We start from the raw sequence: 21,191 nt of genomic DNA, 5'->3' as shown, positions 1-21,191 counted from the left end.
GGAGAATAGCTTGATATGTACGGTACAGTCTAGAAATAATATTCAGGGCGGATGCCCTATAAAGCCTTCGAAAGAAGCGCGATGCGCAAATCACGTAACCGGTCACGATCCTTTTTCGACAGGTCAAAAAACAACTCTTGTTCGCTGAGTTGATAGCTCACGAAGACACGCACCCGCATTTCAAGATCATCACCCTCGAAACCCAGCAGCGAAAAAATGCTGCGTATATGCGCTAACCTTTTTTTCATTTCTCGGCGCCACACACGACGGACATCCCGGTCTCGTCGGGCCCATTGCCGCATCGCACTGTCCAGAAGATTTAGCTCGGATTGCTCGACTATTTCAGAGATCACTCGCAATCGAGCTTGGGGTGTTCGAGACTTATAGACCTGCTCTCGGAGGATTGGGGATGCATCAAGCCCGAGCCAATAGTCCATCATCTTCTGATGCAGGTCACTTTTGTCTTTGAAGTGATAGTAAAAACCGCTCTTGGAAACTCCAAGCTTGGCGGCGAGCCGCTCGACCCGTACAGCTTCGATGCCGTCGTTCTTTAAAACATCCAGTGCAGCTGCAAGCCAATCAGACTTGCTCACTCGGACCTTTGAGGGGTTAGGGTCGGGTTTGATCGTGGTCATTTGCGATTTTATACCAAGTTGCTAAGGTGTGGACAACTAGACGGAAACGTACACTAATGATTGAGTAGTCGAATCGCTGGGTGGCTTCGTGCGAAAATTGCTCTCAAAAAAGGAACGTTGGTTCTCCAGCTTTGGCGATACCGCCCTCTGTCGCGCGGCATTTCACGTACCGCTCACTTTCTGTGGTGCAAATACCTGTTGCTGCGGCTGCTGCAAAAAATGTTTGTTCTGCCCATCAAATTTCAAACACTTCACTGTAAGTTTGGTAGGAGACGCTAAGACGTGCTCATTGTTCTAAGCCTCTATGCCCTTCTGGTTTATTTGATCTTCGGCGTATTCAAATGGTTGCCTTGGAATGGAGTGTCTAAGACGGTCGTGGCTACGATTGGCCTTGTTATCGCCTTGGTCGTCATAGGTGCACTAAACTACCTTGCGCCAACAGGTCGCGTGACCGTTCAGGGAACCACGATAGAAATTACTCCAAATGTGTCGGGGACTGTCGTAGAGGTCGCAGCCGAGTCAAACACTCGGATTGCAAAGGGTGATCTGCTCTTTCGAATAGATCCCGCTCCATTCGCACTGGAAGTTGCGCGCCTTGAAGCGGCTCTTGTTGATGCTCAATCCAGCGTCTCGCGTCTGCAAGCGGACCTAGCAGGTGCCGAGGCCGACATCGATCTTCTCAACGAACAACTCGTCTTTGGGTATCAACGACGAGATGATCTTGTTCTGTTGTCAGAGCGAGGTGCCAGCACGGAATTCCAGATGCAGGAAGCCGTATCAAAGATTGAGCAACTGCAAGCCAGTCTTGACGCAGCACAAGCAAGGAAACTTGGAATTGAAATTCAAATTGCGTCTCAAGTGGACGGAGTGCACGCTTCGGTCGCTCAGGCGCAGCAAGCTCTTGCCTCTGCCAAATGGAATCTTGAGCAAACCGAAGTGTTGGCCCCCTCAGACGGTATTATTACGGCTTTGACCCTTCGCGCCGGTCAGCGAGTAACCAGCTTGCAGCCCGCGATCGCATTTGTGCCGAATGAGCAGCGCGCACTTACAGGTGTTTTCAGCCAAAGTGGGGCTCATGCATTTTTGCCAGGTGCTGAGGTTTCGGTGGCCCTTCAAGCTCTGCCTGGTACATCGTTTAAAACGACGGTGGACGCCATTGCTCCCGGAACAGCTGAGGGAACTCTGGGAGGTGCGACAGGGACCCTGCCTTCAATCGGCCAACTGCTGGGCGCCGATCAGTTCGTGGTTCGTCTTGTTTTACCAGGTGATCTCCCAGAACACGCCACGAAACTTGGTGTGAGTGGCACTGCTATGCTGATCACAGATGAAGCGGGGCCGATAGAGCCGCTAGCGCGCGTTCTGTTTTGGCTAACCAAGCAAATGAATTATCTATAGAGAGGGATCTAAATGCTTATGAATTCAATCAGGCTTCTTGCTTTGACAATCCTTCTGCCGTTGGGGTGGACGGGCATGGCGCATGCTGAACCCTTCTCGCGGTCCGGTCAAAATGAACAAGACTGGCGGTATGTATTGGCCTTTTATGCGTTTCTTCCTGCAAGAACCAGCGGCACGTCAACCATCGCAGGAACCTCTGTGCCCCTTGATCTGGACTTGGGAGATGCGTTGGACCTGTTGGACTTTGCTGCTGCCGGTCGCTTCGAGGCTTGGCGTGGTGATTGGGGGTTCATTTTCGACGCTAACTATGTTGCCCTTGAAGCTGACGGAGCGCTGCCGATCCCGAATGCGACATTCAATGCTGACATTCGGCAGAAATGGGCCGCTTTCATGGCAAGCTACAAATTTGCAGATTTGACAGGTGCAAATGGGAAACGGCAGGCCTTCGATCTGCAGTTTGGCGCGCGTTACAACTCGCTCCGGCAGGAGATCACGATCACATCACCGGTACCGACGCCTGTACTCGGCGGGGACGAAGGCTGGTGGGAACCCGTCGTTGGCGCACGCGGCATGTGGGAATTGAACGAAAAGTGGGCAGCGATCGCATCGTTCGATCTTGGCGGCTTTGGCGCAGGCGGCAACGATCTTCAAGTAGGAATAAATGCCGGCTTCGATTGGAAGCCTTGGGACCGCACGTCTATCTTCTTCGGCTACCGCTATTTCAGTATGGACTACTCGACGACTCTGGCAACCGGCCCGTTTGCCTATGATGTCAGTCAGCATGGTCCGGTCTTTGGTGTAAAAGCCCGTTTTTAGTGTGGCTCCGGGTGCTGTCAGACAGATTCGAACTGGTCTCTACAAGGGCAGGATCGTTGTCCCTTATGCCGCGCCGAGTTGACGCCACTCTGCAAGAGCGTCGGCGCGGTTCTTCTTGAAGTTGGCTCTTGAGTAGAGGCTGCGCTCCGAATTGACATGGTTGCAGACAGAGGCGTGGACGGGAACGAACAGCTGCAAGCTTCGCATCCGGCGGAAACGTTGCATTGCCCGTTCTCGTCGTCGGAATGGTAGGTGCGAGTTCTCAGCTCTGTTATTCACCCAGCGGGCCTTCTCCTGCCGCTCGTCAGCGCCGAGTTCTTTCAGAACGGCACCGTAGGACCGGAGCTTGTCGGTCACGATAACCTTGGGCCGACCATGTTTACGCATTGCTTTCTTTAGGAATTTCAATGCGGCTTTCTTGTACCGGGTCTTTGTGACGTAGCTTTCCAGCACCTCGCCCTCGTGATCGACCGCCCGCCACAGATAGTGCCGCTCCCCATTGATCTTCACGAACATCTCGTCGAGATGCCAACGCCAACGGCTCGATTTCATCCCTTCGATCCGGCGTTTCCGGATCTCGGAAGCGAACATCGGGCCGAACCTGTTCCACCAGAACCGGACGGATTCGTGACTGATGTCGATACCGCGCTCGTGCAGCAGATCCTCGACATTGCGGAGCGACAGCGGGAAACGCACGTACATCATGACCGCCAGGCGGATGATCTCGCGGCTGGTTCGGAAATACTTGAATGGGTCGTCTTTCGTCATCCCAAGACGCTATGAGACCGCCCTGCTCCGCTCAACCAGATTCCCTCTGACACCGCCCCGCGATATGATCGGGTGCCTTCGGCACGATCCCATTGGGGTTGAGCGCCTTAATCGAATAGTAGCCCTGCAGGATGTGATCCATGTTCACCGTTTCCCGCACGCCGGGCAAGTAGAGCATCCGCGTGACGTAGTCGGTGAGCCGGGGATAGTCGTTGAACTGCCGCCGGTTGGTCATGAACAGACCATGATAGGCTGCGTCGAAACGGATCAAGGTAACGAAGGCGCGAAGGGTCCGTCAGGGATCCAACAGGATGCTGCCCAAAACCTCGATGTCGCCCTCGTGCTGCCGGATGATCAGGACCTCACCGGATCGCGTTGCTTGCCCCGCGAGCGCAGAAATATTGACCTGGTGCGACACCAGCATCACCCGGCCATCCTGTTCCCGTAACAAGGCCCGCAAGTCGCGGGTCTGACTGTCTCTTCGCTCGTATCTGCCAAAGAACGAATTCAACGCGGGCGCGTCCACCACGGGCCCGAGATCGAGAAGTTCGGCGGTTTCGCGGGTCCGGCACCATTGGCTCGTCAGCACCCGGTCAAACTCTATCCCACGCTCCCGAAAGGCCGCACCGATCGCGCGGGCCTGGTTGCGGCCGCGCGCGTCAAGGTTCCGCTGGGTTTCGCAATTCCCAAGTTCGAAATTGGCGGGATCGCCCGTTCCGGGGGCGAGAGCATGCCGCATGATCGCAATCGCGCCGGGTTGTTCCAGGGCGTCCCAGTCGTTGGCAAAAAGCGATGCGGGCAGGAGAAGCAGGATGAATGTGATTAGGCGCATGAGCAGAACCTAGGCGGCCCGCCTTGGCTTTCCAGACCACAAAATCCGGCGGCGGTCGTTACGCATGCGTCCGCCTCCCTCCGCTTAATCCCCGCAAACCATTGAACTGCATTGTTTTCGACGGGCGCGCGGGTAGCGTTGCCCCATGCGAAACACGATCAACACATCGCGACTTGGGTCCAACCCGCTGCCGCCCGACCGGATGGCCCCGACCGAACGCCGCGCCGAGCTGTGCCGGTTGCTGGCAACGGGCCTGGTCCGGCTGCGGCTCCGAGACAAGGTGAAACTGTCTGCCGAAACAGGAGACTTTTCTCTAGGGTCAGGACCCATTGATTTTCGTCCAGCAGCGTGATTCACGGCTCGAAAACGAGCGGTGAACATGTCTGATCTTTTCTGGCTTACCGACGCGCAGATGGCGCGTCTCGAGCCCTTCTTTCCGAAGTCCCACGGCAAACCCCGCGTCGATGACCGGCGCGTGTTGAGTGAAATTATCTTCATTAATCGCAATGGGTTGAGATGGCGCGATGCCCCTTCTGCCTATAGCCCACACAAGACCCTCCAAAACCGTTGGAAGCGGTGGAGCGACAAAGGCATCTTCGCCCAGATGATGGCAGGTCTGGCTGCCGCTCACGGCGAAGACAAGACCATAATGATCGACGCCACCTACCTGAAGGCCCACCTGACCGCGACCAATTTGGGCGTCAAAAAAGGGGGCGTGGACGCCTGATTGGCCGCACCAAGGGCGGCATGAACACCAAGTTGCATGCCATCTGCGATAGCCGGGGACGTCCACTCAACCTGTTCGTCACCGCCGGTCAGGTCAGCGACTACATCGGCGCACGCGCATTGCTGAGCAGCCCACCCGATGTCGACTGGCTGCCCGGGGACCGCGGATATGATGCCGACTGGTTCCGGGAAGCGTTGAAAGACAAAGGGATAGGCGCCTGCATCCCTGGCCGGAAGCAGCGGCAGAAACCTGTCAAGTACGACAAGCGCCGCTACAAGAGGCGCAACCGGATCGAGATCATGTTCGGCAGGCTGAAGGATTGGCGGCGTGTCGCAATGCGATACGACAGATGCCCGAAGGTCTTCCTGTCAGCCATCGCCCTCGCAGCACTCGTCATTTACTGGCTATGAGTCCTGACCCTAAGCGACAGACCGGCAATTTCCGGTTCACGCCTCAAAATCTTCCGCTGTGTTTTTCTCATCGCCGCAGTGTAGTTCGCCATAGGATTCATTAGCTGCGTTTGAGAGTTGGCGATGAATGCGAATGATCGGATCGTGAAATCTTTCACACGTGGAGCAAGGCTAACCAATAGGATGAAAATGAGTCGCGTCGATCTTGCTGGAGGTGATCCGTTTGACAGGCCCGACAATCCATTGATTATGTGCGCATGACCAAAGCTCAAAGACCGCCAAAGCCAAAACCCATTCCTTACACCCCAGCGCTGAACCGCTATGAGCGGATGGTGTATCGGCGATGTGGGCGATCCGGTGTGAAGCTTCCGGTTGTCAGCCTAGGCCTGTGGCATAATTTCGGTGCGGACTCGACGCACGAAAACAAGCGCGCCATGTGTCGAACCGCGTTTGATCATGGGATCACTCACTTTGATCTGGCGAACAACTACGGTCCACCACCCGGTTCAGCCGAAGAGGCATTTGGCGAGATCCTCAAAACGGATTTCGCGGGTTACAGGGATGAACTGATCATTTCCTCCAAAGCAGGCTACGACATGTGGCCGGGTCCCTATGGGGAATGGGGGTCACGCAAGTACATGATTGCGTCCTGTGACCAATCACTCGCGCGCATGGGGCTAGATTATGTCGACATCTTTTATTCCCACCGCTTTGACCCCGATACCCCTCTCGAAGAAACAATGGGCGCGTTGGATTATATCGTACGGTCGGGTCGCGCGCTCTACGCAGGCATCTCGAGCTACAACTCCCAACGCACGCGCGAGGCCGTGAAAATTCTCAACGACCTTGGGACGCCCTGTTTGATTCACCAGCCTTCCTACAACCTGCTCAACCGTTGGGTAGAGCGGGACGGTTTGCTCGATACACTGGACGACCTTGGGGTAGGATCGATTGCATTCACGCCGCTGGCACAAGGCATTCTGACTTCCAAGTATCTTACCGGTATTCCGAGTGGTAGCCGTGCCACGCAAGGGAAGTCATTGCTCGATGGCATGATCAACGAGCGGTCTCTGGCAAGTGTCCGTGCTCTGAACGACATGGCCGAGGAACGCGGGCAGACTCTGGCGCAAATGGCCCTGGCCTGGGTGCTCAGAAGTGGGCGTGTAACGACCGCACTTATTGGTGCGTCCCGGCCGGAACAAATCGTCGATTGCGCACGCGTCGTCGATAATCTCGACTTCAGTGCTGACGAGCTCAAAAAGATCGATGAAATCAGTTCGGAAGAAGATATCAATTTGTGGGCGCGGTCGTCAGAAACAGAATGACCATCCTTAGAACGTAAGCAAAACCCACGCCCTTCAAAGCATACAGTTATTGGCGGATTAAATGTCCTTTAGTTCGACCAACCAGCTAACAAGGGCCGTCGGCCCAGAGTTCCGTATCTGCAAGACGAACGAAGATCGGCCTACCCATCGCAACCGTTGTGGCGTCGCCACATGGTTGGGTCATGCCCTTCTGGGACATTGGCGCATGGATCATCTGAGTAGCCGCGCAGTACGCTATATCTTCGGATCTGATCATCGCTCAGAAGAGCTGGTGTCGCGAGATGTCTCGACAAATGAACCATACGCAAAGCGGCTTGGGCTTCAGCAGCTTTAGCCAAAAGAATTGCGAGTTCATCTTCTGAAACTTCGGTGTCTTCAAAAGCTGCGCTCACCGCAGCTTCAGCAGCGATGAATTTTTCTCCTGCCGCGATGGCTTCGGTTCTCATTTCTTCAAACAACGCGGTAATTTCAGCAACTTGATCGTTTGAAAGCGCAAGCTCTTCTTGAAGCTCCAGCAGATGAGCGGGGCCAGGAAGGCCGTTCAACTCCGCAGGAAGAGCCAGTCCCCAACCGCCGCCCCGGCGAAGCTCAGCTATATCTTGATTGGATAGGCTTTTGATCTCACGTGTCTCGAAACCGGCGTACGGTGTACCACCATGCTTGTGCCCATCATCCTGTGATAACGCCGACAAAGGCATCGCAGATAGAACAACCGCCATCGACAAAACGAATTTCATGGGCATTCCCCTACAAAAAGAGCGCGGCATTCGCCAATAGAAAGACAGTATGAATTTTCCCGCGTCGTACACAAGCCGTCGTTCGCGCGCCATAACGAATGGCGGCTAAGTCCGCATAGCGGAACTCGGGGTGTTTTTCAAAAATGACCGCTTTCGACAGAAACAGACATTCAAGCCGACGAAATCGGGGCGACGTTATGCGATGTCTGCTTTCACCGAGACCGGACGTCCAGCAAACTAGGGTCTATATCCGAGTTGCGGGACAAACCTGCCGACCGGCAGTCGACAGCACAGAAGCGCAAGCATTCACTTTTCCGAAGGAAGTAAATGTCTGCATTCTGAACCGCATGTTGCGCAATCTTAGAACCGAGTAACCGACCGACACCAACGCCTTGGGCTCACCCTTCTTCAGGGGACGACTGGTGATATTAATAGGCACCGTGCCAGTACTTCCGGAGAACCACTTAACCGAGAAATTAGGCTCAGCCAGGCGTGTACCAGATAGGTGACGTGTAGGCACGTTCTTGCGTCTCCGTCGGTGCATCGTCAGGCAGCGACGCGCCCATTCGGAAAGCATCGTACACCGTCCAGCGTGGGGTCGGAATTTCGATAACCCGGGCGTAATAGAAGGCCGATTGAGAGGGATCAAAGTCAGGATCGGTCCATACCGTTCCCATCTCACCCTGCCCGATCGAGTTCGTCCAGGTGGCACGCTCCACGTCGACGGTGGAACCGATGGAGGGCAATTTGCCGTTTGCGTCCGGCTCCCGATCACCGGCCCAGGCCACGTCATACACCTGTTCGTGTGTCTCGCCGTCGGCATCGAGCCAGCCCTTGACGATCTGAATGCGATCCAAATTTCCGCCGATCGGATCCTTCAGCGCATAGACCATGAAGGTTGGCGCTTCCGAACCTTCGGATGGCGGCGGAAGATCCCCGCCCATCGGAGTGCCCTTGGTATAGCCTGCCGTTGCAGGGGTCCGCGAGGTCAGGTCATCCATCGTGTAGTTCCAGCCGCCGAAGAAACGTACCACGATGCGCGATCCCGTCGTTGCATAGACCTCCTTGCGCTCCATCGCATCGAAGATCGCCTCGCGCGTGTTCTCACTCGCCCATACGGCGGCGAGGCCGGATGCGACCATTTCCCAGCCCAGAATTGCCACGTCTCCGAACTGGGCGACGATATGCCCGGGGCGTTCAGGATTGGGCTCGGCCCCGGAATGCTTACCAAAGAAATTGTCCTCCTGAGCAGTGGCGAGTGATGTGTGGCTGTCAGTCGATCCAACCATCCCGAACTTGTAGGGGTTGGTGCCGAGCGACGTTTCCAGAAGCAACCCGGTTTTCAAAGCCTCACGCGCGTATTCACCGGCAAGCATGTCGTCGGTCTTCAATTCCGACAAGTTCAGGTTGCCCTTGTCCCAGGTTTCGTAATCGGCGAACTCGTCGTTCGGGCTGAGGAAGGGATGTGCCTCTCCATCCCCTTTGATCTGCGTTACTTCGTAGACGGGTTCCCACATTGCACGGGTCTGCGCATACTCTGCATCCAGTTGCCGGCCATCATACTGCGCGGTCTCAGGAAACATAATGCCGTTTGACAGGTTGCCGTTATGTGCGATGGCAAGCACGTCTCCGCGCGTGACATCTTCATAGTTCGCCATCCATTTCCACAAGTCGCGCGGATTGATGGAACCAAGGGGTGCCTCGGTGGTGAACGGATCCATCATGCCAGCCTTTTCGCCTCCGTCGCGGTATACGACGACGCGATGCATGTTTCCACCCTGGATCAACGAGGTCCATTCATAGCCGATGAAGCTAGTGAAAAGACCGGGTTCGTAAGCTTCTTCTGCGGCCTCAATCTGGCGCTGCCAGACAGAGCGGAAGGGTTTTGATCCTGCCTGGACCGCAAGCACCGGAGAAATCACCTCACCACGCGAATATGCGTCGATGAGTTCCAGAGCGGCTGCCACCCCTTCGTCGCCGCCATTCGCCACCATGGTTGCGATGCGGCTACCCTCGGGATCCGACATGATGGATTGGTCCTGTGCATAGATCATGTCGAAGAGACCCATGTTGTCGGAATGGTCAGCAACCACCAACCAATCGAGCGGGCGTGAAAGCCGCGCCATGAAGCCGGTTGTTGCCTGCACTTCTTGACCCTTGGCAAAGCGATAGGCAGCCCGCGCGTCCAAACGGTTGCCGAAAGCACCTGCATCAAACGAAGTGGACGTATGCAAATGCGTATCCCCCCAGAGAGGCCGGTCGGGTATCCCACGTTGGGCGTAGGGGGAATAGGACTTACCGGGAAAAGCCTTGCTGAGGCTCGAACCGTCGGGCGTCGGCTCGAATGCGAATGCAGCGGCGCCCAGGACCCCAAGTGCCGTTGTCATTGAAAGAAATGATTTCATTGCGAACCTCCCCACACCGGTTTCCGCGGAAATCATATCACGAAACGGCCGCAAATTGATCGACAAAACCGAATTTCTTGGAAACTTTCAGATTGATGCCTGCGTCCAAAGCGGACGTCGGCATCACCTCCTAGGGAAACCGGATGCTGTTTACCCGGGACCTCTTTTGAAGCTTATTCACGTCTGCCTTGGGCTCGTCTCAGTCATCTGAGGCTTTTTATCAGATGACTGGTGTGCGGACGAAGCTGTCGTTCTCCCATTAACCGGTTTCAGTATCTGTGCTTGAGCAACGGCGATGGCGGGCGCGGTTGCCCGGCAGCAAGAAGCCGAGCGTGATACCGCTGGTAGGCCCAGAGGTCCATGTCGCGAGAGATGAACTCGCTGCCCCTGTCGACGCGGATCGTATCCTCAAAGCTTGCCTTGCACATAGACAAAAACCCGAATGCGTATAATATTTTTCCAGTCCTGGTTTTTTTAACCAGTCGCATAAGGAGGAAGAGCAATGAAGTCTCTCACTGCTTTTTTTTTGGTTTCCTGCACAGCTTTTTGGATCATGCAAGCGGGAGACGCTCTGGCCGCAAACTGCGGAACCGACTTTCAGCATGCCTATGAAAAGGGCGTTCGCGATGGTCGGGGCGATGGTTCTCATTTGCGTGAATATGACCCGATGCACCATGGTCGGAAGGTTGCCAGAAAATGGAATGAGCGCGGAAACTGTTATCGCGAGGGTTACGATGTAGGATATCGGAATGCTGCTGCCGATGCGCGAAAAAAGCCCTCGCGACCCTCGCATGAAAACGCTCCCACGCCGGGCTCCAACGAACGGGCATATTACGACGACGGATGCCACGAGGGTACCGGTGACGCACATATGAGCATGAGCATGGCATACGAGCGGCACTCTGACATGTATGACCGCAGGTTCGAGCCTTTTTTCAGGCAAGGCTATGAACACTGCTGGAAGTTGTTCAGGTGATAACTTGACGTAGTGGGGGCAGCCACGCCAGGTTCAATTTCTGGCAGTGGCTGCCGTTTAAATGGACGATAATAGAGGTGGCGACGAAAGCAGCATTTCTCTCACCAGTGATTCTGGCGCCCGGATTCGTCCTTTAGAATAATGTAGAAAACATGCACGCTGCTGCGGCCTGTCAACGTATTCACGGAGGTGCTGTCAGACAGATTCTAACCAGTCTCAGTTTCCCAATAACCACGGGAACTTAGGCGGAACAGAGCTGACGCCACTCGGCGAGAGCGGCGTTGCGGATCAGCTTGAAGTTTTCGCGGGTGTAGAGGTGGCGCTCCTGGTTGAAATGGTTGTAAACGGAGGAATGAACGGCGGCGAACTTCTGCAAACTTCGCATGCGCCGGAAGCGCTGCATGGCCCGTTCTCTTCGTCGGAATGGCAGGTGCGAATTCTCAACCCGGTTGTTCAACCAACGGCCTATATGCTGCAGATCGGCCGCTCCAATCTCCCGCAACGCCGCACGGTACGAAGGGAGGCGGTCCGTCACCAGAACTTCCGGCCGACCGTAGCGCCGCATCAATTTACTGAGGAATTTCAGGGCGGCTCGCTTGTTTCGACGTTTCGTGACCACGGCTTCCAGAACTTCGCCTTCGTGATCAACAGCGCGCCACATGTAGTGACGTTCGCCGTTGATCTTCACGAAAACCTCGTCGACATGCCACTGCCATTGCCGCCCGGATCGCAGTCTTTCCGCCCGCCGACGCCGGATTTCTGACGCGAACATCGGACCAAATCTGTTCCACCAGAAACGGATCGTCTCGTGACTTACATCAATTCCGCGCTCGTGCAGCAGATCTTCGACATTCCGCAGCTACAAAGGGAAACGAACGTACATCATGACCGCCAAGCGGATAATTTCCGGGCTGCTATGAAAGTATTTGAATGGATCACACTTGGTCATGGCCGGAGGCTACGAAACCGCCCTGCCCGCCTCAACCAAATTCCTTCTTACAACACCGCGACGGGACTGGGTGGCGGAGGGGACGGGACCGGGATCGAAGGTTCTCCAAGTCTGTCGGGTCTACCGGCGCTCAAAGCGCAGCCTGAGCGAGCCGCGTCCCACCACGGAAAACTGCGCCTGTGTTTCCTTGTCCATCGGGTTGGGTAGTTCGAAGATACACCACTTCTCGGGTGAAAAGACATGCGGAACATAGAGGATGCGATATCGTCTGCGGCCGGTGCGCGAAGCAGAGCTGGCGACGCGCAGTTCGTTCGAAGTCAGTTCGAATTCGCATCCATCCTCTAGGGTGGACTTGACCTCAAACATCCAGTCGATCTTAGGAGTCTGCACAAGAAAGTCGTAACCGGCTGAATCGTCACCTTCGCTGCCGCCAAAGAACTTCGTTCTATTCTCCGATATCCACGAGCTTTCGGCGACGTAATCTGGAAACCGCCGCGTGAGGTACTGATAGGCCAACCATTCACTGGCGACACCCATTGCGACCTTCTGCGTTTCCGTCAGTCGTGTGGCGCGCTGCCCGCGCTTGCCTCCCCCACCTTTTCCGCCACCAGTGTCTGATTTTGACGCCCCATCAAATTGCAACAGTCTTGTCCGCTGGCGGCTTCGTTCAAACCAGCTATCGTCAGATGCGATCGCGGCCTCCGCGATGTTGTGCAGGTCCGAGGCAAAGGACGGATCACCCGGATCAAGATCCTGTCCTGCGAATTGGATGATGCGCTTCCGACGCTCCCGTTCTTGCTGCTCCCTGGCCTTTCGCTCCTGCTCCTCTTTCACAGCGCTTAGGTCGAGTCCAAGGCTTTTCGGATCAATTCCTTCAGGCATTCCCTCAGGCCAAAGTCCAGCACGCTTGCAGAGAGCCGGCACAACGTCACTGACAATGTCGAAGTCAAGCAAGCCAGCATTTTCGATCAAACGCACGATCTTTTGTTCATCTCCCTGGTCCCAAACCTCTGGAAGATCGACCAGATTTGTTCGGCACCATGCCCCCAGTATGGGTTTGGCTTCCTTCGCAAATGCACGAACCGCTTTGCGGTTCTCGCTTATCACTTTCTCAAAAGCAGGAAGATCGACATCAGGCACCTTCCCAAGTTCATTGGCAACGGACTTCTCCACATGCTCGACCACCGTCTGCCGGTCAAGTGTCTCGAAATCGAGGATCCAAGACTCCTCGAACGGGATGAATGTCAACTCTCGTCTTGAAAGGTAAACCGAAAGGTCATTTCCCCGACGATAATCGTCGAAATGCAACCGCCTTAGTTTGTCTCTTAGTTCAGGTGCCATCTCACGCAGATACGCTTTAAATGTGGCCTGCATTTCGGCTTTGCTTGTTAAAGTCTCCTCACCTAGCGATAACAGCACTCGATTGAATTTCCCGTAGTCAAGGCCCAGTGCCGCCACAATCGAACGCTGATCGGGGCTACTCTCACATGCCGTGAGCAGATCACCGGCGGTGGGAGAGTTCTCTGAAAGATGGGCCTCCAACCAAACCCGAAGATTGAATTCCGCTTTTTGATCTTGGGCGACATCAGCTAGGTCTTGAGCTAGGTCGGCATTTTCAAAGTACGCGACAACTGGAATGATCAGGTGAAGAACGTGCCCCAGATCAGTCCGCATCCCTGCACGCATGTCTTCGACAATTCCGACATCACATCCAAGCACAGAAGCCAATTCGGAATCGGTAGGTCGTTCTAACGAGCCATCGGGACGTCCCGGTGCCAACCGAAGAAGGGCCAACTCAAGTGATCGCAATCGAGAGTGGACAAGTTTGGAGATCTCGGCAGCAAGGCCCTTCGCGAGTTGTGGCCAGTCAATCGTGATACTTTCCGTCAAGATGAGCGTCGGGTTGGCTTCGTCTTGATAGCCGTACCACTCCATACGATTGCCACTCGCAACTTCCTGGCCCGCCACTATCAGTGAAATCGACCTGCATCTCCGAACCCTGATCGACCGAATTCGATTGTCCAGGGTCTTTGGGAGGATGCCCCGCTCGAGGTTCTCGCCAATCACTTCGTTGGCAATTACTGCAACTTCAGGAAGCCAATCCAAACCTAATGACACGAGATAATCATCATCGGCCGTGGGCCCGAAATCCGTGCCATCCACCAGCAACCGAACTGTGTCGCGGTCCAGTCTCATTGGTGCGTAGGCCTCGATATGACCTAGGCTTTCTCCGATGATCCCTAAGTCGACATCCCCCAACTCGAGTACCGCCAATCCTGCTGACGAAATGGTTCGCGCCTCAACGTTTTGTGCATTTTCCACGAGGATCACAGTGGTCTGAGCACCTTCGTCGCCTTCAATCCGCATCAAGCTGCCGGAACGGTGAACCGCGAGCGGGAAGTCGGATGGCAAGTCCGCTTGGCTTTCGGCTAGATCTCTCCAAGCCCGCTTGTATTCACGTCGAAAAGTCGCCGCATCCCCGGACTGGAGATTCTCGACGCAGTTCGCTAGCGCAACGAGGCGACTTACGGCCGACTTCGGGCTATCCCAGTCCAGAAGCCCGAGATCTCCGCCGAATGCGACCTTCGCGACATCGTCTTGGACGACTAACACCCGTGCGTCGTCAGAGAGACGCGGGATGAATGCCGGGACTCCTGGTCTTTTGGTCTTGGATGCCCAGCATTGGCTCGGCGAAAGAAATATTCGCTCTCCGCGCAAGTCGCCCTGTAACCACTGCTCTGTCCGAAGGAACTCACCCAAAGGCGTGATGACGCGACGCTCGTCCCACTCACGTTGCAGACGCCGGTAGCGTCCGAGGCGGCCGAAGAAAAATTTTCTTCCATGGCAGGCGACATGGTGGACAAGCAGCTCGTAGAATGCCTCGCGAATATGATCTGGGAACTCATCGTATTCAATCTGTCCGGGCAGTCGCCAGAAATCCCCCTTCAGCTCGTATTCCGTGTATGGGTGATTAAAGGAAGTCTGCCGCGCCAGTTCCGTCCATTTTTTCGTGAGGCCCAGGCTAGCATCTCCGTTGAACAATAAGTTATTCCAATAGTACGTAGGTGAACCCGTCCTTTGAACTCCAGATTCTATTGCCTTGAGACCATCGGTGACTCCCAGGCGTTCTAGGAATGCTTGCCATTTTCGGCTGCTATCTGTTCTGTGTAACCCCCACTCGCTTAGTGGCCTGAGAAGCTGGTTCTTCGCTAGCTCGCAGTCCTTTGAGTATTCGGAAGATTCGCTTAAAAAGGCTTCCAAACGCTTTCCGATTGCAGTCCAGCCACCTGAGAAAACAGCCCTGTTGGCGGCCACCCAGCCTCCAATTGTTGGGACGTGCAGATCGGCGTCCTTTGTTGCGGATTCCGCACTTTTCCCCGCTGCATCCCAGACACGAAATGCCCAATCGAGAGCATCCATCCGCCTCTTGTCGCTGGGCTTCTTACCCAGCGCCGCACCCAAACCAGAAAGTGCCTCCAAGGGATCAAACTGCCGGACAAGCCCTGCGTCGGAGAGTGCTTCCAGAACATCGTCGGGCAGAGGGATTTTCTCATCGAAAAAGCGATAGCCTCTCGTGAGGGAGGATGGCGGCAGAGGAACGTTACCCTTCTTGCGTTTGCCGATTTCACTTGCTCCGCGAACATAAAGGCCTCGCTGCTCATCCTCATCATGTCCACCAGCCGAACGCAGCTTCCCCGCCCGGTCAAGAAGAACCTCGGCGCCATCCAGGCAATCCAAGTCCACGTGCGAAGCCTCGCAAAGCGCGACCAGGTCCTTGTAGAATTTGGCCCATGTTCGCGGCTTCGCCGACCGCTCGACTAGCGATTCGGCATAGATTTCCGCCCAAACAGGGATCTCATTTGGTGACGGCAGACGAGAATACTCCCAGTCATACCAGCCGAAACAGCGCCCCGCCATCTCGCGTAGACGTTCAAGGCGCTGATTGTCCAGATCGCTGGAAGTCAGATGTATTCCGACATGCTTCACAATTTCGCGGGGCTTCAGCAGGGAGAAATTGGCGTCGGGCCAGATGGTTACTTCATTGATCGTCGACCATTTCTCACCGTCTTCGGTCGGAATGATTGGAACGAGGCGAAGGTTCTTCAAATCCAGGTCCGCCTCTTCAACTGCAGCGTCCAGTTTCGATGCGACATCCCCGGTCCAGGCAATCAGGTCAAAGACACTGCGAGCCGGGATGTCCAGTTTTTCCTTTACGGCAGTCAGAGCTCCGGAAAGGCAGGTTTCCGCGACAGCATCCATCAGGAGGCTGTTGAGCGGAATATCCAGGTCAATATTGCGCCTATCGATGTCTGCGAAGAAGGGGGCATCAATGTGCCCCATGAGTGGCGATGCGGCTTCACTTGCCATCGGCAGGAAGTTGTAAAGTTGCCCGTGCAGTATTGCTGCCGTGGACATTCCAACTGCAACAGAAACAGTTGGTTGTCCTTTCCAATCCAACCAACGTTTTAGCGCGGGGGCACGTTCTATACTTTCCCTAACGGCAGCAAGTACCCTCTCCTTGTCCACCTCATGCTGCACAAGGAGGAAACGACGGCGCTCTCCCACGTCAATCGCAGAGATCTGCGGGTTGCCCGGGCCAGCCCCCTCTCGCAGGATTGTCTGGCGTCTGGTCAAACGACGGCTACGTGTTCGTTTTCCCTCGAGTTCGACGTCGATGCGCACTTCAGCGATGCGATCGAGAAACAGGAGAAGCGGGTGCTCCAAGTCTGCGATCTCATCGACCTGCTCTTGCACCAAATTGACAGCAGAAGAAGATCGTAGAGGCGCAACAACTACTGTTGCGTAACCAGCAGCGGCGAAGCGTTTTACCTCAGGGGGAATTTCGTTCAGCGGTTGGGGGACAAGATATCTGGGAATTGTCTTCGAGATCCGATCTGCTTCATCCTTCTGAACATTCTCATGCCGCAGTTCGGACAGGATGATGTCACGTATTTCATCGGGTTTGGAAAACCGAAAGCAGTATCCGTCAAATGTGTTGGACGCCCCGCCCTGAGATCGCGAGTATATGTGTACATCGTCAGTGATCGCCTCAACACTTCGAAATCCGAGTCCCTTGTTACCAATCCCTTCACCGATCTCTTTTCCGCTGGTCGCTAAATTCATGATGGCATTAACGTCGCGCTCTTTGAAACCATGCCCTCGGTTGGCGACATAAAGGCAACCTTCGGAATCCGATACCTTTACAAACTTGATCGAGATTGCGCCGTCCTCACCAATTTCGTGAGCGTCATGTGCATTCTGTATAAGTTCGAAAAGGACACGATCACCATACTCAGTCCCAATGACTTCTCCGAGATTCTTAAGGCTTTCGTAGGTCGGGAGATCCTTGCGATGCGCATCAAGTGCGTTCGAAAGCGCATTGCGGGCTTTGATCTTCAGAGCCTCGGAAAAATTGAGGGACGCGATACCGGTAGACAATTTCAATTACTAGGCCTCATCTTTCTATGCGATAGGAGGAGTCATTCATCAGGAAAGTTCCTTGAGTGTTTTCCTGTCGCTGGCGCGGCGCCAACTTTGAGGACCGCTGCAATTCCCATCCTTGATAACGCCGCCAGCGGCACTCGCACTTGGAAACAGGTGATCGCGCGAAAAGCGATACAAGTCCGGGTCGCTGTCAGGAACAAGGACCCCCTGCCGAACCAGACGATCGCGCTCCTCGCGATCCCGCTTCACACGAGGGGATCCTTCCCGCATTACCGTGGAGTCCTTGCGGACAAGAAAGCCCCCGGCCTCGGGGCGGCCATAAGCTTGAGCTTTCTGCGGACGCATCACAAACCAGCCTTTATCTTTCATTTGTCCTCACCTTCTATCCTCACCATCGTCTCAGTCGATCTCCGGGACTTCACGGCCTTTGGCCCTTCTCCAATGCTTCGGAACCTGCGCGGCGCGCCATCTCGACTTCAGAAAACCGTCCGGGCAACTCGTGTTCGCCGATCCGCACCGAATATACGTCTTTGCGTGTGGCTGTATGCATGTTGTGCTTGAAGATGGCCGCCACTGGCACGGTCGAGTCCGCTGTTTCGTAGGCAAGGAACTCAGGAACGTCGGGGTCATGCGGCTCCCACCACAAAGGCCCAACCATCTTTCGGTTCGCCAACTTTCGCTTGGCCAACTCTTCCGCAATGGCGGCTCGCAAAATCTTCGCATTCTCATGAGCGGAGTCGCGAGCGAGAAGGCGGTTGGCGTTCTCCAGTCGTTGCTTGAGCGTCTTCGCCGTGTCCTTTGACAAACCTGAAATGATCTTTTCAAAACTCGTTGATCGCTCCTTCCTCCAAGGCACAAAGCGTGTTCACCAACCTCATTTGTTCCACCGTCTCGCATTTCGCTTCTCGCAAGCGGGGGCTTCCGAATACGAGCGCCAGCGCCTTGGCACGGGATACCGCTACGTTGACGCGATTTAGAGAGTATAGGAAGTCCATCCCGCGCGGCGTTTCCTCGGCCGATGAGGCGGTCATGGAGACTAGGCAAACTGGCGCCTCCTGTCCCTGAAACTTGTCGACCGTGCCCACGCGGATACCCGCGGGCAGTGCCTCGCGCAGGGCATTCACCTGGGCATTGTATGGGGCGACGACGATGATATCGGCTTGCGTTACGGGTCGCGTGCTACCGTCCTTGTCGGTCCATGCGCCGGCCACCAACGCACGAGCAGCCTCGGCAATTGCTGAGACCTCTTCGCGCGCAACCTGTGCGTTACCCTCATGTGCGACCGGAACCCAGAATGCTCCGGCCTGCGGGAAGGGCGTACCAGACACGGTTTGCCGCTTAGTGTCCGGGTGGCTTGCTAGTCGCCCCTCATAAACCTGATCAGAGATGAAGCGGCAGACTTCGGGGTGCATCCGGCGGGTGGTAGCCAAAAAGATGCCGCGATCGGAAGGGACGGTAGCGTATTCGCCCAGCATCCACTCAAGACAGGAGAGGTTGGCCGGTTCGGGATGCGCCCCCTGGATCACCTGCGGCAATTGCCGGGGATCGCCGACCAGCACGATGTTCTTCGCCGCGCGACCCATTGCCGCCATATTGGCAAGCCCCACCTGTCCAGCCTCGTCTACGAACAGCCAGTCGAAGGCCTGCACGTTTTCCTCGCGCGCGAAGAACCACGCCGTGCCACCCACCACATGGCCCCCGGCGGCGGCCTCGTCGTTCGAGGTCGTGCGCTGAATGGGACAATCGTCGGGATAGCCGCCATCATCGCTCGAGACCTTGTGTATCAGGTCCAACGTGATCGGCAGATCCTCATCTTCCAGCGCGTCAAGGCAGCCCATCAGAACATTGCGGATTGCCTCGTGGCTGTTCGATGTCACCCCCACCCGCGCGCCACGGCGCACCAGCGAGAGGATCGCACGGGCAGTGACATAGGTCTTGCCGGTGCCGGGCGGGCCCTGGATCGGCAGCACGGTCTCATCCATTGCCTGCACGGCGGCGATGGTGCCGGACACGGGATCGTCGCCCTTCAGGATGTCGCCCGACCAGCCGCGCAGACGCGGCGCGCGGCGGGATAGTAGGTCATCGACCGCGCGAAAAAGCTGCGCCCCGCACTGGTCCTCGATCACGTCGCGCAGCGCCTCGGCAATCACGCCCGCGTCGATCGGCGCGGGCGGATGCAGCGTCAGCCGGTCTGCCAGCACATGCGCCTTGGCCGCGCCGACCTTCAGCACCAATCGGCCGGTGGTGGCGTCGAACTCCTCCAGCGCGACCGAGGCAAAGCCTTCTTCATGCGGCACATTCGGGCGCTGCCCCGCACGCAGTTTCGTCTCTTGCAGCGGGAAGAGATATTCGCGGAGCATGGACCGCTTCGCCGGCTCTGCCGGGCCAGTCGCCACCAGCCCGCCAAGCGCGTTCAGATCGTCTATCAGCTCGTCCTCGTCCTTGCCGAGACTGTCGAAGATCGCCCACCACGCGGGCTTGGCCTCGCGCTTGTGAAAAAGGCCAAGGTTGAACAACATCTCCAGCCGATCCTCAGGCAGGCCACTCGCTGCGAGCCGCGTGCGCAGGGCGACGACCTCGGCTTCCTCTTCTTCCTCTCTCTCGCCGGCATCGGCGGCCATCTTTGGCCACGGTCCTGCGGGACGGATCGATACCAGCCAGTCGCGCAGTTGCTCGGTCGAGATACAGTCGATCCGGTTGTAGTCCTCGATCTCGTCAAGGATCGCCTGCTCGCCGGTCTCGCGCCATTTCTCGTAGGCCACCACCGATCCGCCCGCGGTCTTGACCTCGCCCTCGCGGGTCAAACCATAGAAGGCTTCCATCGACTTGATCGAATAGTTGGGCTCGGACGCGATCAACCCGCCACGCACCACGGCGAAGAGATCGACGAAACGCCGCTCGCGTAACAGCCGATCGAGGAAGGCTTCGCCGATCCCATATTTTGTGGTCAGGCGCCTGAGCGCGGTGATCTCGTAGGGCGCGTAGTGATAAATTCGCGCCTCCGGGTATTCAGCCAGCCGTGCACGAAAGAATTCAAGCAGCCCGGCCAGAGCCCGCGCTTCGGCAACGTGGTCATGGGCCCAGAAGGCACGAAACTGGCCGTCGAACCAGACGCCGTGCAGGTATTCGAGCCCGCCCTCGTAGTGCGGATCACCCTCGATGTCGTAGAACAGATCACCCGGCTGAGGTTCAGGTAGCAGATCAAAGCCGCGCCCGGGTTCGGGCGGGCGCAGTTTAAAGGACGGCCCGCCTGTTTTGCGCTCGTGTTGCAGACGAGCTTGGCTGCGCAGCTTGCCCAAAGTGCCCGAGGCCAAACCACGGACCCCACCTTCATGGGCTGCCAATCCGGCCAGTGTGGAAATACCGGCGGCCTCGAGCTTCTTCACCTGCCCGCGCGAGATGTTCGCAACGTTGAACAGGCTGTCTTCGGCCTGCCAGGTGTTTTCGCAATGATCGCCCCAGCGGCAAAGGCCGCAGTCCGCGCACGGCACTGGCCTGGTCGGTTCGGGCGCCGCCACGAAGGCCTGGAGCCGGTCCCGCGCGGCACGAGCGTAATGGGCATAATCCGAAAGCCGCAGTGTCGCGCGGGTGCCGTCGCCAAGTTCGACATGGGCGAACTCGGGCGCCACGCCCTGCACCTCTGTCAGCAGATCGGAATAGAGCACGAGCTGCAAGACATGCTTTGGATGCGCTTTGCGCTTCAGTTTGGTGTCGGCCACTTCATAGCTGAAATCTCCAAGTTCCGAGGGCTTATCCACGCGCTCGAGGAAG

The 21,191-nt window shown here is 56.3% G+C and carries 15 protein-coding genes and 1 pseudogene; 5 read left to right on the top strand and 11 right to left on the bottom strand.

Annotated elements, in window-relative coordinates:
• Positions 1-56: 56 nt before the first annotated feature.
• The gene (locus tag AC2FMN_RS06160; RefSeq protein WP_496686976.1) at positions 57-635 is read right to left on the bottom strand and encodes a TetR/AcrR family transcriptional regulator; all 579 of its coding nucleotides are present in this window, start codon (positions 633-635) and stop codon (positions 57-59) included.
• A 282-nt stretch (positions 636-917) separates the two neighbouring features.
• Between AC2FMN_RS06160 and AC2FMN_RS06155 the strand changes: the two genes are divergently transcribed.
• Both AC2FMN_RS06155 and AC2FMN_RS06150 read left to right on the top strand, forming a co-directional pair.
• A complete protein-coding gene (locus AC2FMN_RS06155; RefSeq protein WP_496682608.1) occupies positions 918-2,030 on the top strand; it encodes an HlyD family secretion protein in 1,113 nt (370 codons plus the stop codon).
• Positions 2,031-2,105: 75 nt separating this feature from the next.
• On the top strand, positions 2,106-2,846 hold the full coding sequence (locus AC2FMN_RS06150; protein ID WP_496686974.1) for an outer membrane protein: 741 nt from the start codon (positions 2,106-2,108) through the stop codon (positions 2,844-2,846).
• A gap of 63 nt (positions 2,847-2,909) precedes the next feature.
• Here AC2FMN_RS06150 and AC2FMN_RS06145 read toward each other — a convergent pair whose 3' ends face one another.
• From AC2FMN_RS06145 to AC2FMN_RS06135, 3 genes are read right to left on the bottom strand one after another with little or no spacing between them, the layout of a single operon-like run.
• Positions 2,910-3,614, bottom strand: coding sequence for an IS6 family transposase (locus AC2FMN_RS06145; protein ID WP_496686972.1), 705 nt, complete (start codon positions 3,612-3,614; stop codon positions 2,910-2,912).
• A gap of 31 nt (positions 3,615-3,645) precedes the next feature.
• Positions 3,646-3,885, bottom strand: coding sequence for a hypothetical protein (locus AC2FMN_RS06140; RefSeq protein WP_496686970.1), 240 nt, complete (start codon positions 3,883-3,885; stop codon positions 3,646-3,648).
• Between the two features lie 24 nt (positions 3,886-3,909).
• Entirely contained in the window at positions 3,910-4,446 is a 537-nt protein-coding gene (locus AC2FMN_RS06135) for a histidine phosphatase family protein (protein ID WP_496686968.1), read from the bottom strand.
• A gap of 379 nt (positions 4,447-4,825) precedes the next feature.
• Here AC2FMN_RS06135 and AC2FMN_RS06130 point away from each other — a divergent pair.
• Positions 4,826-5,583 (top strand): IS5 family transposase gene (locus tag AC2FMN_RS06130; protein ID WP_496686967.1). Its coding sequence is split into 2 segments (ribosomal slippage): positions 4,826-5,162 and positions 5,162-5,583, totalling 759 coding nucleotides; the frame shifts between segments, so codons are not numbered across the junction.
• A 293-nt stretch (positions 5,584-5,876) separates the two neighbouring features.
• Complete coding sequence (gene mgrA, locus AC2FMN_RS06125) at positions 5,877-6,908, top strand: L-glyceraldehyde 3-phosphate reductase (protein ID WP_496682647.1); 1,032 nt, start codon at positions 5,877-5,879, stop codon at positions 6,906-6,908.
• Between the two features lie 140 nt (positions 6,909-7,048).
• On the opposite strand, the gene AC2FMN_RS06120 is transcribed toward mgrA, so the two are convergent.
• Positions 7,049-7,645: a Spy/CpxP family protein refolding chaperone gene (locus AC2FMN_RS06120; RefSeq protein WP_496682619.1), complete on the bottom strand. Its 597-nt coding sequence runs from the start codon at positions 7,643-7,645 to the stop codon at positions 7,049-7,051.
• A 482-nt stretch (positions 7,646-8,127) separates the two neighbouring features.
• Positions 8,128-10,050 (bottom strand): DUF3604 domain-containing protein, encoded by a 1,923-nt coding sequence (locus tag AC2FMN_RS06115; RefSeq protein WP_496686965.1) that lies wholly within the window; start codon positions 10,048-10,050, stop codon positions 8,128-8,130.
• Positions 10,051-10,552: 502 nt separating this feature from the next.
• On the opposite strand from AC2FMN_RS06115, the gene AC2FMN_RS06110 reads away from it, so the two are divergent.
• Positions 10,553-11,026, top strand: a complete 474-nt coding sequence (locus AC2FMN_RS06110) for a hypothetical protein (RefSeq protein ID WP_496686964.1) — start codon at positions 10,553-10,555, stop codon at positions 11,024-11,026.
• Between the two features lie 241 nt (positions 11,027-11,267).
• Here the strand turns inward: AC2FMN_RS06110 and AC2FMN_RS06105 are convergent.
• The 5 genes and pseudogenes from AC2FMN_RS06105 to AC2FMN_RS06085 form a co-directional block, all read right to left on the bottom strand.
• Positions 11,268-11,975, bottom strand: a pseudogene (locus AC2FMN_RS06105) (IS6 family transposase).
• 120 nt (positions 11,976-12,095) lie between these two features.
• Entirely contained in the window at positions 12,096-17,420 is a 5,325-nt protein-coding gene (locus AC2FMN_RS06100) for a sacsin N-terminal ATP-binding-like domain-containing protein (RefSeq protein ID WP_496686963.1), read from the bottom strand.
• A gap of 42 nt (positions 17,421-17,462) precedes the next feature.
• Positions 17,463-17,789 carry a DUF4357 domain-containing protein gene (locus AC2FMN_RS06095; protein ID WP_496686961.1) on the bottom strand — a complete coding sequence of 109 codons (327 nt, stop codon included), beginning with the start codon at positions 17,787-17,789 and terminating at the stop codon, positions 17,463-17,465.
• A 49-nt stretch (positions 17,790-17,838) separates the two neighbouring features.
• A complete protein-coding gene (locus AC2FMN_RS06090; RefSeq protein ID WP_496686960.1) occupies positions 17,839-18,225 on the bottom strand; it encodes a hypothetical protein in 387 nt (128 codons plus the stop codon).
• A gap of 16 nt (positions 18,226-18,241) precedes the next feature.
• A partial coding sequence (locus tag AC2FMN_RS06085; protein ID WP_496686959.1) for a TM0106 family RecB-like putative nuclease occupies positions 18,242-21,191 on the bottom strand: 2,950 nt, incomplete at its 5' end.

It is taken from the genome of Ruegeria sp. BHSC037 (genome assembly GCF_059613045.1).
The sequence above is the reverse complement of the archived record's forward strand: the minus strand, read 5'-3'. Positions and strand labels throughout refer to the sequence as shown.